Source organism: Parabacteroides sp. AF17-3, from assembly GCF_003635445.1.
Taxonomy (GTDB): Bacteria; Bacteroidota; Bacteroidia; order Bacteroidales; family Tannerellaceae; genus Parabacteroides; species Parabacteroides goldsteinii.
This window is the reverse complement of sequence record NZ_QTMM01000013.1, coordinates 118,480-135,298: the sequence shown is the minus strand read 5'-3', so window position 1 is coordinate 135,298 and position 16,819 is coordinate 118,480. Positions and strand designations below refer to the sequence as shown.

Genomic DNA, 16,819 nt, shown 5'->3' with positions numbered 1-16,819 from the left:
TAAAACAAACAGTGTTCAATATCGGACAGTGTGTTCGGTTTTACAGAAAACATTCCGGCTCTCCGCGTTGTTCTTTATCGACAAAGAAGGTAAAAACACTTATTAATCGCTAAAACAAGAAAGATATGAGTACCAGATCTATTATTTTATCGCTTTTCGTCGCCTTGGGGTTCGTCCTCACCGGTTGCGACAATAATGATGACAATCACAAAAATGCCATCGAACCGACTGAGCCGGTAATGCAGGCTTTCAATAAGAAATATCCCGATGCCTCCAACCCGCTCTTTACGATCGAAGGAAATTATTATGTAGCCGAGTTCACGAACAACGGCGTTTCGACCGAAGCATGGCTCACCGAACAGGGCAAGTGGATGATGGACAAGGCGGATACACCTTTCAACCAGCTCCCGGAGGCGGTGACCGACGCGTTCAATAACGGCCTTTATGCAGGTTGGAAAGTGGATGACTCCTATACGATCAACCGCGATAGTATGGCTGTCGTCTATAAGATTAATGCCGAAAAGGGAAACAGCGACATGGACCTGTATTATTCGCAATACGGCAACCTGATCAAGGCCGTGAACGACGAAGGGAACGAGGATGCTCCGATCGTGATCCCGGCAGAGGTACATACGTTGATGAACCTTACTTTCGCAACCTGCGACCTGCTGGATATACAGAGCAACAGCGAAGGATATATCCTGAATATGCTGGACGGAAAGGTTTATAAGGTCGCCCAACTGAATAAAGATTACCGGTGGCAGAGTACCACATACCAGATAACCGAACAGGAGGTACCGGAGATTATTATGGCTGCCTTCCAGTCCACAGGCTATGCCGGAGATACAATCGAAGCAATCAATGTCAAGATCGAGGTAGCCGGAACATTCTATACCTTCACCGTCGATCATAACGGACAGAGCACAGATGTCACATTCGATGCGGTGGGGAATGTTGTTGGATGAAACAGCGTTAGAAATAATTGAGCTATCCCGTTTCCGTGCTTGACACGGGATCGCAAAGACACAGACCGTTTCCTATAATATCTTTTGATACTGCCAGTTCTCTTGCGGCCCCGTGTCAAGCACGGGGACAAGATTGCTCAATTTTGATAATAACCGAATCTCCCTACAACAAGAATCCCCTTGGCATGTTTGAAGTGCCAAGGGGATTCTTATTCCTATTATATCAATAAATATATACTGACTTACCGGCTTATCAACTCGATCCGTGCACTCTTGACACCCGGGGAGGATGCTTCAAAGTAAATCGTTCCCGGTGTTTCTTCCGTTTGTACGATGGCTGTCAGCTGACCGCTGAACAGTTTCATCTGCGGAGCCTGGAAGGATTCGAGGCTGGCGGGGTTACCGTTGGCTGCCGCCTTGTAGGTTCCGTTGCCACGTACGTTGAACTTGATCTGGTTGGTGGCATCCGGACAAAGATTTCCGTTCTTGTCGACCACTCTTACGTTGATGAAAGAGAGGTCTTTGCCATCGGCTGTCAGGTTGGTACGGTCGGCAGACAGTTCGATATGATGGGGTTTGCCGGCTGTGTGTACTTCCTCTTCGGCTACAGCGTTGCCATCCTTATCATAGGCTACCACTTTCAATGTTCCCGGCTCGTATTTAGTATCCATCCACATCAGACGGTAACGTTTCTGACGTTCGAAACTCTTCTGAGCAGCTTCGGTATAGCTGCTATCGATACCGATACTCAGGTCTTTCGTACGTTTGCCCTGGCTCTTTCCGTTGATGAACAGTTCGGCAGAAGGATAATTGGTATACACGAATACCGGAGTCACTTCGCCTTCGCGTCCCGGCCATGTCCAGTGAGGCAGGATATGCAATGTCTTTTCCGCTTTGTTCCAATGACTGCGGTACAGATAGTAACGGTCCTTTGGAATACCGGCCAGGTCGATGATACCGAACAGGGAGCTGTGGCTCGGCCAGTTGGTATAATACGGCGTCGGTTCACCCAAATAGTCGAAACCGGTCCATACGAACTCACCGATACAGTAAGGCAGGTCTTCATGCTGGATAAAGTCGTCTTCCGGCAGGTTTGACCAGCCGCAATGTTCTACATCGTAAGAAGAGCTCTGGTGATCGTCGTAGACTGCCATCGCCTTACGTTCAACCGGGAACTTATAAACACCGCGTGAACTTACCGTAGAAGCAGTCTCGCTTCCCAGGATGATTTCCTGCGGCAGTTTCTTATAATTAATCTGATATTTAAACGGACGGTAGTTGAAACCGGCCACTTCCATGACAGCGGCAAAGTTATTATTCACAACAGCATCCGGGGCATCCATGCCCTGGGTAACGGGACGTGTCGGGTCTTCGCGGTGACAGATGTCCTGAAGGAAACGGGCAATCTTGGCGTCGCCTTCGATCCACTGGTTGGGCACCTCGTTACCGATACACCACATAACGATACTCGGATTGTTACGGAAGTTATGAAGCAGGTTCACCATATCTTTTTCCGCCCATTCGTCGAAGAAAAGGTTATAGCCGTTCTTACATTTGGCCACGTTCCATTCGTCGAAACTTTCAGCCATCAGCATCATCCCCATTTCGTCGCAGGCCTTCACCAAATCGGGAGCCGGCATATTATGGGAAGTACGGATCGCATTACAACCCATATCTTTCAGGATACGGATCTGGCGACGGATAGCCGCATCATTGACGGCAGCACCCAACGGACCCAGGTCATGATGGTTACATACGCCTTTAAAGACAGTCTTTTCGCCGTTCAGGAAGAACCCTTTTCCCGGAATGATTTCGATGGAACGGATACCGAAAGGTGTCGTATATTCATCTTTCAACTCTGTCCCGTTTTTGTACAGGCGGCTTTCAGCCACATACAGGGCGGGCATATCCGGCGACCAGAGGGTCGGGGTGTGAACAATGAATTCCTGGTCGACCGTACCATTATTATATATGATATCGTTCAGCGGGAGCATTGTTTCAACCAGCATTTGTCCGTTCGGGTTACGCAGGCTGGTTTTCACGGCATATTGTTTCGGATCGGCACCTTCCGGAAGGTTAACCTTTGTGTTGACATTCACTTTGGCAAACTCTTTCTTAACGATAGGTGTTGTAACAAAAGTCCCCCATATCGGAATATGGGCATCTTCCGTAACAATCACATGTACATTTCGGTACAAGCCGGCTCCCGGATACCAGCGGGAGGACTCCGGCAGGTTTTCCAGACGGACAGCCAGCGTGTTCTTCTGTCCCGGTTTCAAGTACTTCGTAATGTCAAAATGGAATGAGTTATAGCCATAAGGCCAGTAACCAACCTCTTCGCCATTGATATAGACTTTAGCGTGGCTCATCGCCCCGTCAAACAGGATTGAAGCTTTTTTCCCTTCAGCGAACTGAGGTACTTCAAACTCGGTACGGTACCAGCCCACACCCACGAAAGGCAGACCGCCCGTACGGCCGGCATGTTCCATCGCCTCCTTTTGGCCGTCTTGCGAAATAGCCACTTCCTGCTTATCGTTCTGGGAACTGAACGGACCGTATATCGCCCAATCGTGCGGAACCGTCACCGATTGCCATTTACTGTCGTCGAAAGCGGGTTTGATAAAGTCGGGGTTATCCTCACGGGTGAACTTCCAGTTTTTCTCCAGCAGGAATTCACTGCGTACTTGTTGTGCCGAAAGGTTAGTCAGCCAACCGAATAACGCGACTAAAATAACAAAATTGAATCTTTTCATGCGCATTTTAAATGTGTTTGTAGTTCTTAGCGCAACAAAAATAACTAAATTTGCGACTTTATCAAACTAAATCTACAATAACAAGTTACAGAATATGTTGATTCAATTAGCCTTCGTTTTAGTTGCAATAATTATCGGAGCCCGTTTGGGTGGTATTGGTTTAGGCGTACTGGGTGGCCTGGGGCTGGCAGTACTGACTTTTATCTTCGGCCTCGAACCAACGTCACCCCCTATTGACGTGATGTTAATGATCGTAGCGGTCATTGCAGCAGCCAGTTGTATGCAGGCTGCCGGAGGGTTGGACCTGATGGTGAAATGGGCGGAAAAGCTGCTTCGTAAAAATCCTTCCAAGATTACAATATTAAGTCCGCTGGTTACTTATCTCTTCACTTTTATTGCAGGAACCGGACATGTGGCTTATTCTGTTTTACCGGTTATTGCCGAGGTGGCGACCGAAACGAAGATACGCCCGGAACGTCCGCTGGGTATTGCCGTAATCGCCTCACAGCAAGCGATTACAGCCAGTCCGATCTCTGCAGCAACCGTTGCCCTGTTAAGTATGCTGACCAGACAGGGGTTCAATGTCAGCCTGTTCGATATTCTGATGATCTCAGTACCTTGTACGTTGGCGGGTGTCCTGGCGGGAGCATTCTATTCCCTGCATGTCGGCAAGGAACTGGAAGATGATCCTGAATTTAAAAGACGTATTGCTGAAGGAGAATTCACTACCCAGAAATATGAACTGAAAGATGTCAAAAACCAGAAAGCGGCCGGCTGGTCGGTCATTATCTTTATCCTGGCGACAATCGGGATTATCCTGTTCGGTTCTATCGAAAGCATCCGTCCGGTATTCAACGGCCAGTCGTTGTCGATGGCTTATATTATCGAAATACTGATGTTATCGGCGGCTGCCATCATTTTGCTGGCTACCCGGACAGACGGGATCAAGGCGGTGCAGGGATCGGTTTTCTCTGCCGGCATGCAGGCGGTTGTCGCGATCTTCGGTATTGCCTGGATGGGCGACACGTTTATCGGTGGGAATATGGCTGAACTGAAAGGTTCTATCGAGCAGATCGTTACGGCTATGCCCTGGCTGTTCGGGATTGCCCTGTTCCTGATGTCTATCTTATTATTCAGCCAGGCTGCGACCGTTCGTGCTTTGCTTCCTTTAGGGTTAGCGCTGGGGATCTCTCCGTATATGCTGATCGCCCTCTTCCCTGCCGTGAACGGATACTTTTTCATCCCGAATTATCCGACAGTCGTGGCTGCGATCAATTTCGACCGTACGGGAACTACGCATATTGGTAAATATATCTTAAATCATTCTTTTATGGTTCCCGGACTGATCGCGACCGGTGTTTCTGTATTGCTTGGTTTACTTCTTATCCAACTGTTTTAAGGGCGGCCAGCAGGCTTCCCGTCAGAAAAAAAGAGATTCTAACTACCTCATTCTTATCGTTTTTTTAAAGAAAAGGCTTATCTTTATCTCGAATTTATAGAAAACAGGTGTATATGAAATGGTAGACCTGTTATTATTTTAGTAAGGATTTTATATTATTGATTAAGCTGTAATACACGAAAAAAAGAGTCAGAGACTCAGAGGTATATGATGGTAGTGGAAAACTTTATCTTGCCGGATCTTTTAGAAAGCATGCGCATTTCAACATCTTCTTCTCAGGAAAACACCCGGAATTTCCTGACAGATTATTCTATTGTGTATGCAGTATCCGGTACGTTATGTTTGAAAAACAGCGATTCCGAGCAGATCATTGAAGAAGGAGAATTAGCCCTTATCCCACCGGGAACATACGCTTTTTCCGAATCAGCCAATGATCAGAATCATTCCGGATTTACCTTCTTCTTCGACCAATGGACAGCACAGTGCATTCTCAAACTCCCGGAAGTGATCAGCGCCTTGAGTCTGTACCAACCGCCTGTTACCAGACAAAAAGTATATATCATCCCCCGGCAAAAGGTCTTCCGGAACTTTTTCAACGCCGTCCAGCTATACCATAACCTGGAGAAAAAGCTGAAAAAGGAAATGCTCCCGGTCAAGTTTACCGAGCTTATCTATCTGTTACTGAATAGTCCTCATAGAGACATTGTTTTATCTTTCCTCTCCGAGGCTACCGGTAATATGCCGGAGAAACGGTAAAGATATACCCCTGGGAAAAATTGACAAAAATATAAGTTATATTGCCATTCCGTTAGTCACCGAAGGAATGTAATTTTGCATTGTCAATTAAAACAATGAATATATGAAACCGATAGAACTAACAAAGACTGAATTCATTCAAAAAATAGGTAACGTCGAAGCTGCCCCGAAAGACTGGAAATATGTAGGTGACAAACCTTGTATCGTAGATTTCCAGGCTCCCTGGTGCGGTTACTGTAAACGTCTCGACCCGATACTGGAAGAGTTCGCCCAAACATATGAAGGACGATTGGATATTTATAAAGTGAATGTAGACAAAGAAGAAGATCTCGAAACGCTCTTTAATATCCGCACCATCCCTACCCTTCTTATCTGTAAAACGGACGGAACCAAAGAACTCATGCTGGGAACTATGCCCAAACACGAGTTGAAGAAGATCATCGAAGAGAAAATTCTGTAAAAAGCCTCTTATAACAGTTTATTTACGAACTGTGATATGGAAACATCCTTGCTTGCGTTCGTGCTTTATATAACAACGGTCTGCTCTTTTCAGGTCACGAAGCACTGACGCAAGTACCATTTTCAAGCGGTCGTTGTCGATATTCAGGGTATCTTTCTCATTGATCTTGGTATAACGCACCCAGGAAACGTCAAAGGTTGTACCATAACGGTGAGCCGAGTTCATGGAAGCATTGTAATTGCGTTTGCCCAGTTTCTTCACATCATCTACCGTACGGGTAACGCTGGTTACTTTTATTTTATAGAGAGATGCATTCAGATTATAAAGGGAGTCCTGAAAATTACGGCCGATATCTTCCAGTAAGGTTGCCGCTTCCGGAATCAGATAAGGGATAGAGTGTTTCAGTTCTTCCACTTCATAATAATCGCCGGTTTTGATCTCCTGCATCTTTTTGGAAGCATGTTCGGCATCTTCACGGTTACTGATGGGTTCTATCCCGATCTTTTGGGCGACAGCCAGCTGGACGTCATTCAAATCGTTAAAATCACGATTATAACTTCCGTTATACCAGATGGTTTTCAACTCGCCACGTTTTTCTTTACAGGAAGGGAACACACTGGTCGACACCAGTACAAAAAACAATATAATTGCATTAACAGCTATTTTCATCCTTTTCAATTTTACGGAGGACAAAAATAAGAAAATTACAATACTTTGTTGTATGAAGATCAAAAAGAATTACCTATTTTTGTGGTCAACACAATTAATTAATAAGAATATGAGTACTTTAGAACTAAAACTTTCACTGATCGAACAACTCACCAAAATCGACGATGAGCAGTTGCTGAACAAGATCAAAAAGCTGATCAGCCAGCATACAGAAAAGAAGACGGAGAGATATCCGGCACAAATGACGGTTGAGGAACTGAAAGAGGTGCTGAAGAAATCTATCGAAGAATCCAAACAAGGCTTGGGAATGACTACAGAAGAATTACGCAAAAGACATCCATTATGCAAATAAAACTAAAGTGGTTACCACGAGCCATCGCCTTACTTGACGACATTTACGAATATTACAGCGAGAAAAGTGAAAGATCTGCAATCCGCATATATAATAAGCTACTTGATTCTGCTGAACCTTTGAAGACATTTCCCTATGCCGGAATTTCCGAACCTTTATTGGAAGAATTTCCTCAGAATTTCCGCTCCCTGGTTGTCGAAAAACACTTCAAGCTGATTTACACCATCAGTCCAACCCTGATCGAGATACACGCCATATGGGATTGCAGGCAGGATAACTGGCGGCTAAAAGAAATGTTCCATCGGTAATATCAAAAAAAGACAGGAATATATTCATGAGATGAAGAATATTGCTAATTTTGCGTACCTAAATCAAAGGGAATAAAAACATAAAAAAATAAGACAAGGAAAAGAACGGATGATAGAACGTATTTATATTCTTGAAAGTGTAGACCCGGTTATTTTTTACGGAGTGAATAATGCGAACATGCAGCTGATTAAAACACTGTTTCCCAAGCTTCGCATCGTTGCCCGCGGAAATGTGATGAAAGTAATCGGAGACGAAGACGAATCCGAACTGTTCCTTAAAAAGATCCGTGAAGTAGAAAAATACTGCGAGGAATTTAACTCCCTGAGCGAAGATGTCATCCTCGACATTATCAAAGGAAAAACTCCGACAGTCGTCAAACAGGAAAACCTGATTATCCACGGAATGAACGGAAAAGCAATCGTTGCCCGCACCGAAAATCAACAAATACTCGTAAAAGCTTTTGAAGAAAACGACTTGGTCTTTGCTACCGGCCCTGCCGGAACAGGTAAGACATTCGTTGCAATAGCTCTTGCAGTGAAAGCGTTAAAGAATAAGGAAATAAGGAAGATCATCCTGAGCCGTCCCGCTGTAGAGGCCGGTGAAAAGCTGGGATTCCTTCCGGGAGAAATGAAAGATAAGCTCGATCCGTACCTGCAACCTCTGTACGATGCATTGCAGGATATGATTCCGGGTGCCAAACTCAAAGAGTACATGGAAAATAACGTGATTCAGATCGCCCCGTTGGCTTTTATGCGCGGACGTACGCTGAACGATGCCGTTATTATCCTTGATGAAGCACAAAATACAACGACGCACCAGATCAAAATGTTCCTCACCCGTTTGGGTATGAACGCTAAAATGATCATTACCGGCGACGTGACACAGATCGACCTTCCCCCTACCGCGACCTCCGGCCTTGTGCAGGCGATGCAGATACTGAAAGGTGTCAAAGGAATAGGCAAGGTGGAATTTGACAAGAAAGACATCGTTCGTCATAAGCTGGTACAGCGAATCGTTGAAGCATACGATAAATTCGATGAGAAAAAGAAAGCGGAAACCGCTGCAAAAAAAATAGAAAAGAACAACAAACTATCAGATAAATAATCAAAAATAAATTGGTCATGAAGAAGGCGTTAGTTAGAACAGATTACAATTTCCCGGGACAAAAAAGTGTCTATCATGGTAAAGTACGCGATGTGTACAATATCAATGACGAAGTATTGGTGATGGTCGCAACCGACCGTATCTCAGCTTTCGACGTAGTATTGCCGGAAGGTATTCCTTACAAAGGCCAGATGTTGAACCAGATTGCAGCCAAATTCCTTGACGCGACCACCGACATTTGCCCGAACTGGAAATTAGCTTCACCCGACCCAATGGTTACCGTTGGTGTACAGTGCGAAGGTTTCCCTGTTGAAATGATCGTACGCGGTTACCTTTGCGGTAGTGCATGGCGTGCTTACAAAAGCGGTGTACGTGAAATCTGTGGTGTGAAACTACCGGAAGGAATGCGCGAAAACCAGCGTTTCCCCGAACCGATCATCACTCCGACAACTAAAGCTGCTATCGGAGCTCACGACGAAGACATCTCCAAAGAAGAAATCCTGAAACAGGGACTTGTTTCTGAAGCAGACTACGCCGTTCTTGAAAAATATACGATGGAGTTGTTCAAACGTGGTACGGAAATCGCTGCACAACGCGGCCTGATCCTGGTAGATACAAAATATGAATTCGGTCACCGCGACGGAAAGATCTACCTGATCGACGAAATCCATACGCCCGACTCTTCACGCTATTTCTACTCGGAAGGGTATGAAGACCGTTTCGCCAAAGGTGAACCGCAGAAACAGCTGTCTAAAGAATTCGTTCGCGAATGGTTGATGGACAACGGTTTCCAGGGCAAAGCCGGACAGCAGGTTCCGGAAATGACTCCGGCTATCGTTGAAGGTATCAGCGAACGTTATATCGAACTCTTCGAACATATCACCGGCGAGAAATTTGAAAAAGGCGACACAGACAATCTGTTGGCCCGCATCGAAAAAAATGTAACCGATTATCTGAACAATAAATAAGCATATATGAAGTACGGTTCGGAACAGATTTTACCTTACAACCAGGAGGAACAGAAGGGCACGCAAGTCAAACGCATGTTCGACTCTATTGCAGGCACTTACGATCTACTGAACCATACGCTCTCGTTCGGTATCGATAAAATATGGCGCAGGAAAGGCATTGCTTTCCTGCGGCCTTTTTCTCCGCAATCCATACTGGATATTGCCACCGGAACGGGCGACCTGGCCATTTCCATGCACCGGAAACTAAAAGCCAACCGGATCATCGGGGCCGATATTTCAGAAGGCATGATGCAGGTCGGACGCGAAAAGGTAGCGAAAGCCGGTTTATCGGAGTATATATCGTTCGAACAACAGGACTGTACGGCACTCACTTATCCGGATAATTCATTCGATGCCGTTACCGCCGCATTCGGAGTACGTAACTTTGAAAATATCGAACAAGGTATTGCCGAGATGTTCCGGGTACTCAAACCCGGCGGCCATCTCATGATTCTGGAACTTTCCACACCGGAACATTTCCCGATGAAACAGCTCTACCCTATTTATTCAAAAACGATCATTCCATTTATTGGCCGGTTATTTTCAAAAGAGAAAGCCGCTTACAGCTATCTTCCGGAATCCATCAAAGTCGTTCCTCAAGGTAAGGTCATGGAAGAATTGCTTGCCCGCCAGGGATTTGCCCAGGCGAAAGCACGCACCTTCACCTTTGGAATTTGTTCATTATACACAGGTTGTAAGGATGGTTCGCGAACCACCCCTACGAAATAAACAAATACTAGAAAAGGTTATGCAGAAATATGGTTTATTGGGATACCCACTCGGACATTCGTTTTCCAAAACTTATTTCAACCAGAAGTTTGAAGCGGAAAAAATAGATGCCCAATATGTGAATTTCGAGATTCCGAATATCAAGGAAATTAAAAATGTACTGAAAGAGAATCCCGAATTGAATGGTCTGAATGTAACGATTCCTTACAAAGAACAGGTCATTCCTTATCTGGACGAACTGGATGAAGACGCCCGCCTGATCGGAGCCGTGAACGTTATCAAATTCACAAAAGGCCTTTTCGGTAAAAAACTGAAAGGATACAACTCTGATATCATTGGCTTCAAACAGTCTATCGATCCTTTATTAAATGAAACACATCGGAAGGCATTGATCCTGGGGACAGGCGGTGCCTCCAAAGCCGTATTCCAGGGACTAAAGCAACTGGGTGTCGGAGCAACCCTGGTTTCACGCAAACCGAAGGAATTTTGTATTACCTATGACGAAATCACTCCGAAAACAATGGAGCAATACACCGTCATCGTCAATACGACCCCATTGGGAATGTTCCCCAATGTCAACAGTTGTCCGGATATTCCATACGATTTGCTCACCCCAAATCATCTGTTATATGATTTGTTGTATAACCCGGATGAAACGCTCTTCATGAAAAAAGGAAAAGAAAAAGGGGCTGTCGTTAAGAACGGACTCGAAATGTTGCTGCTTCAGGCTTTTGCGGCCTGGGAGATCTGGCAAAAATAACCCAACTCCTCTGCCCGGCATTTTCTCACGAGTGAGAAAACAAGCCGAAGCCATTTTCGGACTTTCCTACTGCTTTTCCGTCATATATTTCCAGAAACGAACCGGCAAATGTTGCCGGTGCAGTTTCAGATTGATTCTTTCTTTTATCGCGATCGTTTTAAAATATTCTTTCCACATCTGTTGGAAAAGTTTTTCGTTTTCATCCATCAGCTCCTCACTCAGAAAACCGGAAAGCAGATGTGCCTCCTTCTGTTCAAAGCGAACTTCGATCGTTTCCTTCAGATCATAATAATATCCGTATTCACGGCGCATGTCGTAGATCAGCCATTTCTGGTCACCGAAACGGTCGTTCAGATAAGGAAGTACAAGCGGTAATACATTATATATAGGTTCGACAGCCGAGAAATAGGTACCATCCACCGCCTTCTGGAAACGAAGAAACTGCATGATACGAAGACGCTCATTACTCACCTTCTTCCATATTTTGGACATCTGCAATACATCAGGATCGCCGAAATTCACCTCGATAGACTTGGAATAGTCGATCGCCTTACGGATATAGCGGAATAAAAGCATGTCGATCTCCGGCAGCTCCGACAACCAGGAGACTGTCAGTCCGGAAAGGGACAGTTTGGATATTTTCTTTTCAAGGCCTTTCCAGACACGGTCGGCTTTTTGCTTGTCGGAACAGATTGTCACCGTCTCCTCACAGAACAAAGGCAACGGTTCCCCTTCGGCCAGCAACACATCAGGAAACGATTTCCGGACATAAGCGTCGAAGACGGCAGTCAGTAATCCCTCGAAAGTTTTGTCATATATAAAAGCAATCATCTTGTTTAGTCCCGGAATTGAAATGTTAGTTGCCGGTCGTCAAATTGTTTTCCCTTCTTTTGAATCAGGATGTGGCGCACATTCTCCGGCGTCAGTTCGTTAACCGTCCGCATCGCCAGTTCATGACAGGTAATGAAATATTGCGCTTTCTTCATCACGACCCCAATCTTCTTCAATTGCTCCGACCCAAGGCGGGAGTAACGGCGGGAAAAGATGATCATCTTCGCCGATTTCACCCCGATACCGGGAACGCGCAGAAGCAACTCGTAATCTGCTTTGTTGATATCGACCGGAAACATATGCGGATTTCGCAACGCCCATGATAATTTCGGATCGACCTCCAGATCGAGTTCCGGATAAGCATCGTTCACGATCTCATCCACTTTAAATTCATAAAAGCGCAACAACCAATCGGCCTGATACAAACGGTTCTCCCGCACCAGAGGCGGCTGTTTCAATGCCGGCAGCCGGTTATCATAATCGTTCACAGGAATGAAACCGGAATAATAAACACGTTTCATCGTCGGACGCTGATACAGGGCCGATGACAGGCGGAGAATATCCTTGTCCGTATCGGCAGTCGCCCCGACAATCATCTGCGTACTTTGTCCGGCGGGAGCAAACCTCGGAGCATGACGGAAACGCTTCCGTTCCTCTGCACTCTGTAATACCCCTTGCTGGATATAACGCATCGGGGCAAAGACGCTTTTAAAGTCTTTTTCCGGTGCAAGCACCTGCAAACTTTTTTCGTTGGGAATCTCGATATTCACACTCAGGCGGTCGGCATACAAACCGGCTTCGTTCACCAATTCCTGGCTGGCACCGGGAATGCTTTTCATATGGATATAACCGTTGAAACGATGAACCAGACGCAAATCTTTTATCACGCGCACCAACCGTTCCATCGTATAATCCGGACTGCGTACTACGCCCGAACTGAGGAAAAGCCCTTCTATATAATTACGCCGGTAAAACTCGATCGTCAGATTGACCAGCTCCGTTACCGAAAGCGTAGCCCGCGGCAAATCATTGCTCCGGCGGTTAATACAGTAGGCACAATCATACATGCAATTGTTGGTCAGCATAATCTTCAACAAAGAAATACACCGTCCGTCCTCCGCAAAACTATGGCAAATACCCCAGCCAGCCGCACTGCCTATCATTCCTTTCTTTCCGGAACGGGATGTGCCGCTTGACGCGCAGGATACATCATATTTAGCTGATTCTGCTAATACTTTCAGTTTTTCAAGTACATTTTCATTCATATTTCACGGGGATATACCACACAAAAATAAGGAATTAAAAACTATCTTTGCGATAAAATAGAGTGAAATGTTCTTAGATAATATTCCCGTACATAACCTGGATGAAAGTGATTTCTTCGTCGCCGAACGCATCGAAAACTGCGCACCATTGAATTTCCGGGGATCACACTGTCACAACTTTTACGAACTTTTATTTTTCATGGAAACCGGGCCGGAGGAAAGTCACAGCATCGACTTCACCGAGCATCCGCTGCAATCCAACCAGATTTTCCTGATCCGTCCGGGACAGGTACACACCATGAAACTGAAAGAACAAAAAGGTTTTCTGTTTGCCATCAATCGCGATTATTTCGAACGGCTCTGCCTGCATATCGAGAGTTATGCCGATTATTCATTCCCGGACATTCTCACCCTTCCCGATAGCGAAGCTCCTGCCGTCCGCCGGATAGCAGATCTGATTTATGCCGAACACGAAGGGTTGCACCGCAAAAGCCTGCTAAATTCTTATATGCATGCCTTTATCACCCACTTATTACTGCTACATACCGACACCCCGGGCAACCAGGACATCCGCGTCAACAGAGTGCTTTCCCTGATCGATACCCATTTTATCAGTGAACGCACAACCGACTTTTATGCCCGCGAAGTAAACCTCAGTAACAAACGGATGAACGAACTGACAAAAAAAGCCGTCGGTCACACAGTTAAACAACTGATCGACCAACGGCTGTTATTGGAAGCCAAACGCATGATAAGCCATGGCGCTTCGAGTTTCAAAGAAATAGCGTTCGATCTCGGATTCAGCGAAGCATCTTATTTCACCCGTTTTTTCAAGGAACAAAGCGGATACACGCCCGAGCAATTCCGGTCGCTGCTAAAGAAAGACCTGTCATGAACGGACCTTAATCACCGCCAGGCGACGACGCGTATCGACAAACAGCAGCACAAAAGAAGTCAACCCGCAAACAAATAATCCGCACATCATCGGTACAACCGAATCATTTTGTAAGAAACTGACTACTGCCGAAAGAACACCGGTAAAGAACAATTGCAAAAATCCCATCAATGCCGAAGCAGATCCGCTGTCTTCCTTAAAATAAGCCAAACCGAGCGATGTCGTAGCCGGTAACAATAATCCGATCGGAATCAGATTCAGAAATACCAGCACCAACAAAGGAATAACAGAGGTCGAAGCAAAAGCTGTAACAATCAGTAATGTCCCGATCAACAGTTGCACAGCCAGCGTATATCGTACCAGCTTCTTCAACGTCATATATTTCAGCATAAAATTAATAATATAAGTCCCGAACATCAATCCCAACGAATTGATCGCAAAAATGATTGCAAACGTATCACCCGACATACCCCCCTTCTCCATAATCAGAAAAGGTGCATTAGACACATAGACCATCAAACCTCCGTAAGCCATACAGCCAATAATGGTGTAAACCATGAACGGCCATACTTTCATCACCCTGACATATCCTTTTACCATTTCTTTCACCGAAGGCTTCTTCGCATTCATCTCTCCGGATAATGCCGCCGGTTTACTTTTCGGAAGAAACAACCAGGTCAGCAGAATAGTAAAGGCTCCCAACAGGGCCATTGTATTAAACACCCCGTGCCAATGCCACTGTTTCAATAACAAATTCCCGATAGTCGGCGCAATAACCGGTGCAATTCCGGAAATGATCACCAACAAGGAGAACACCTTCGTCCGCTGTTCATTTACAAACAAATCATTCACAGCAGCACGTCCTACCACCACCCCGGCACAACCGCCAAAGGCTTGCAGAAAGCGGATTACCCACAACTGTTCGATCGAAGTCACATAGATGGAAGCAAACGAACTGATCGTATACAAAGCCGTAGCTGCCAAGATCGGATTCTTCCGTCCGTAATAATCAGAAAGCGTCCCCCAGAACAGTTGTCCGATAGCAAAACCTGCCAGAAAGATGGATAAGGATATTTGTACTTCACTCAAAGAAACTTGCAGGCTTTCAGCAATATCTGTAAAAGCAGGGAGATAAAGATCTATGCTCAAAGGTTCCAGAGCCGCTAATAAAGAAAGGACCAGAACCACGATTCCCATTTTTCTATTCATCACATTATTCCTATTAAAATTACCGCAGCAAAAGTACTTCCTTCTTTCCGCCTGCCTTTTACATTAATTGCACATTTACTGGTATAAACAGGAACTTCAGGATATTTCTTTTTGAATGTGGTAATTAGGAAGGAAACATGTACATTTGTACGTTTTTTAATTTACATCTTCAAGAATGAACGACTTACTTATTTTCAATCATATAGAAATGATACTGGCAGGCACGACTGCCGGTCTATTCATCATCCAGCTCTTATATTATCTTGTCACTTATGCCCGCCCGTTAAGACAGGCTAAAAGAAGACAAATGCAACAGGGACAGGCAAAGCCTGCCGTTTCCGTGATTGTCTATGCCAAGAACGAATCGGAGAATCTAAAGAAACACCTTCCGGCTTTGTTGAACCAGGACTATCCGGAATACGAAATCGTTGTTGTCAACGACGGTTCCACCGATGAGAGTGACGAAGTTTTAAAAACATTCAAGAACGAATATGATCATCTTTATCACACCTATATCCCGGAAGACGTAAAATACCTGAGCCGTAAAAAACTGGCACTCACTGTCGGTATCAAAGCCGCCAAACACGACATCCTCCTTTTTACGGAAGCCAATTGCGAACCTATGGGTAAAAACTGGATATCAGCCATGGCACGCAACTATACCTCCAGGACAAACATCATTTTAGGCTTTTGTGCATATGGGCATCACAAAGGATTTTTCCATAAGTTGGTCGCTTATGATAACCTGATAACCGGATTGCAATATATCTCGTCCGCCCTCACCGGAAATCCCTATACCGGCAACGGCCGTAACCTCTCATACCGGAAAGATTTATTCTTTGCCCATAAAGGGTATTACAAATCGCTCAGCCTGCATGCCGGCGATGACGATTTATTTATCAACGAATCTGCAACCGATCAGAATACCTGGGTGGAATATTCTCCGGAAAGCATCACGGAAATGGCAAAGATAGACCGTTTCAGCATGTGGAAAGAGATGAAAGTATCACGTGCCGCCACCCAACGTTATTATAAAGGCTGGAACCTGACCTTTTTCAGGATGGAAAGCCTGAGTTATTTCCTTTTCTTTATCGCGGTAATCACCAGTATCGTCATGGGTATTTTAGGCAACTGGCTGATATCCATACTGGCAGGATTATTATACATCATACGTTTTTCAACCAAAGCGACAATCCTGCACAAATCAGCTAAACTCCTGCAACAGAAACCTGTAACCGGCTGGCTGTTCTTCCTGGAACTGCTGCTGCCCCTGTTCAATCTATACGTAAGAATTTACAGGATATTCAGAGGAAAAAACGATTATACATTCCGCCTGGGAAATAAATGAATTGA

General features: G+C 45.3%; 17 protein-coding genes. 12 read left to right on the top strand and 5 right to left on the bottom strand.

The features are described 5' to 3' along the window. Nucleotides 1-125: 125 nt before the first annotated feature. Complete coding sequence (locus DWW91_RS17650) at nt 126-965, top strand: PepSY-like domain-containing protein (RefSeq protein ID WP_122328460.1); 840 nt, start codon at nt 126-128, stop codon at nt 963-965. 242 nt (nt 966-1,207) lie between these two features. On the opposite strand, the gene galB is transcribed toward DWW91_RS17650, so the two are convergent. Continuing rightward, nucleotides 1,208-3,718 (bottom strand): beta-galactosidase GalB, encoded by a 2,511-nt coding sequence (gene galB / locus DWW91_RS17645; RefSeq protein ID WP_122328507.1) that lies wholly within the window; start codon nt 3,716-3,718, stop codon nt 1,208-1,210. 94 nt (nt 3,719-3,812) lie between these two features. Here galB and DWW91_RS17640 point away from each other — a divergent pair, with 94 nt between their 5' ends. The 3 genes from DWW91_RS17640 to DWW91_RS17630 all read left to right on the top strand — a co-directional run bounded on the left by DWW91_RS17640 (nt 3,813) and on the right by DWW91_RS17630 (nt 6,333). Continuing rightward, entirely contained in the window at nt 3,813-5,117 is a 1,305-nt protein-coding gene (locus DWW91_RS17640) for an anaerobic C4-dicarboxylate transporter family protein (protein WP_122328459.1), read from the top strand. Nucleotides 5,118-5,324: 207 nt separating this feature from the next. Beyond that, a complete protein-coding gene (locus tag DWW91_RS17635) occupies nt 5,325-5,873 on the top strand; it encodes a hypothetical protein (protein WP_010800273.1) in 549 nt (182 codons plus the stop codon). A gap of 103 nt (nt 5,874-5,976) precedes the next feature. Beyond that, nucleotides 5,977-6,333, top strand: a complete 357-nt coding sequence (locus tag DWW91_RS17630; RefSeq protein WP_010800274.1) for a co-chaperone YbbN — start codon at nt 5,977-5,979, stop codon at nt 6,331-6,333. An 18-nt stretch (nt 6,334-6,351) separates the two neighbouring features. Here DWW91_RS17630 and DWW91_RS17625 read toward each other — a convergent pair whose 3' ends face one another. Beyond that, nucleotides 6,352-7,002, bottom strand: coding sequence for a DUF5715 family protein (locus DWW91_RS17625; RefSeq protein WP_007653656.1), 651 nt, complete (start codon nt 7,000-7,002; stop codon nt 6,352-6,354). A gap of 109 nt (nt 7,003-7,111) precedes the next feature. On the opposite strand from DWW91_RS17625, the gene DWW91_RS17620 reads away from it, so the two are divergent. The 6 genes from DWW91_RS17620 to DWW91_RS17595 all read left to right on the top strand — a co-directional run bounded on the left by DWW91_RS17620 (nt 7,112) and on the right by DWW91_RS17595 (nt 11,266). Beyond that, on the top strand, nt 7,112-7,354 hold the full coding sequence (locus tag DWW91_RS17620; protein ID WP_010800275.1) for a hypothetical protein: 243 nt from the start codon (nt 7,112-7,114) through the stop codon (nt 7,352-7,354). Beyond that, nucleotides 7,345-7,662: a type II toxin-antitoxin system RelE/ParE family toxin gene (locus DWW91_RS17615; RefSeq protein WP_046147804.1), complete on the top strand. Its 318-nt coding sequence runs from the start codon at nt 7,345-7,347 to the stop codon at nt 7,660-7,662. Before DWW91_RS17620 ends, DWW91_RS17615 begins: the two co-directional genes overlap by 10 nt. 109 nt (nt 7,663-7,771) lie before the next feature. Then, nucleotides 7,772-8,767, top strand: coding sequence for a PhoH family protein (locus DWW91_RS17610; protein WP_007653659.1), 996 nt, complete (start codon nt 7,772-7,774; stop codon nt 8,765-8,767). Between the two features lie 17 nt (nt 8,768-8,784). After that, a complete protein-coding gene (locus DWW91_RS17605; protein WP_010800277.1) occupies nt 8,785-9,735 on the top strand; it encodes a phosphoribosylaminoimidazolesuccinocarboxamide synthase in 951 nt (316 codons plus the stop codon). Between the two features lie 6 nt (nt 9,736-9,741). Then, nucleotides 9,742-10,506, top strand: coding sequence for a bifunctional demethylmenaquinone methyltransferase/2-methoxy-6-polyprenyl-1,4-benzoquinol methylase UbiE (gene ubiE / locus DWW91_RS17600; RefSeq protein WP_010800278.1), 765 nt, complete (start codon nt 9,742-9,744; stop codon nt 10,504-10,506). A gap of 19 nt (nt 10,507-10,525) precedes the next feature. Further along, nucleotides 10,526-11,266, top strand: coding sequence for a shikimate dehydrogenase (locus DWW91_RS17595; protein ID WP_007653662.1), 741 nt, complete (start codon nt 10,526-10,528; stop codon nt 11,264-11,266). Nucleotides 11,267-11,332: 66 nt separating this feature from the next. Here the strand turns inward: DWW91_RS17595 and DWW91_RS17590 are convergent, their stop codons facing one another. Together DWW91_RS17590 and DWW91_RS17585 are read right to left on the bottom strand one after the other, a co-directional pair. Next, entirely contained in the window at nt 11,333-12,097 is a 765-nt protein-coding gene (locus DWW91_RS17590; protein WP_122328458.1) for a TIGR03915 family putative DNA repair protein, read from the bottom strand. 5 nt (nt 12,098-12,102) lie between these two features. Further along, nucleotides 12,103-13,362 (bottom strand): putative DNA modification/repair radical SAM protein, encoded by a 1,260-nt coding sequence (locus DWW91_RS17585; protein WP_122328457.1) that lies wholly within the window; start codon nt 13,360-13,362, stop codon nt 12,103-12,105. A 67-nt stretch (nt 13,363-13,429) separates the two neighbouring features. Between DWW91_RS17585 and DWW91_RS17580 the strand changes: the two genes are divergently transcribed. Next, the gene (locus DWW91_RS17580) at nt 13,430-14,257 is read left to right on the top strand and encodes an AraC family transcriptional regulator (RefSeq protein ID WP_122328456.1); all 828 of its coding nucleotides are present in this window, start codon (nt 13,430-13,432) and stop codon (nt 14,255-14,257) included. On the opposite strand, the gene DWW91_RS17575 is transcribed toward DWW91_RS17580, so the two are convergent. Beyond that, complete coding sequence (locus DWW91_RS17575) at nt 14,252-15,466, bottom strand: multidrug effflux MFS transporter (protein ID WP_122328455.1); 1,215 nt, start codon at nt 15,464-15,466, stop codon at nt 14,252-14,254. The genes DWW91_RS17580 and DWW91_RS17575 overlap by 6 nt on opposite strands. 175 nt (nt 15,467-15,641) lie before the next feature. On the opposite strand from DWW91_RS17575, the gene DWW91_RS17570 reads away from it, so the two are divergent. Then, on the top strand, nt 15,642-16,814 hold the full coding sequence (locus DWW91_RS17570; protein WP_122328454.1) for a glycosyltransferase: 1,173 nt from the start codon (nt 15,642-15,644) through the stop codon (nt 16,812-16,814). Nucleotides 16,815-16,819: the final 5 nt, after the last annotated feature.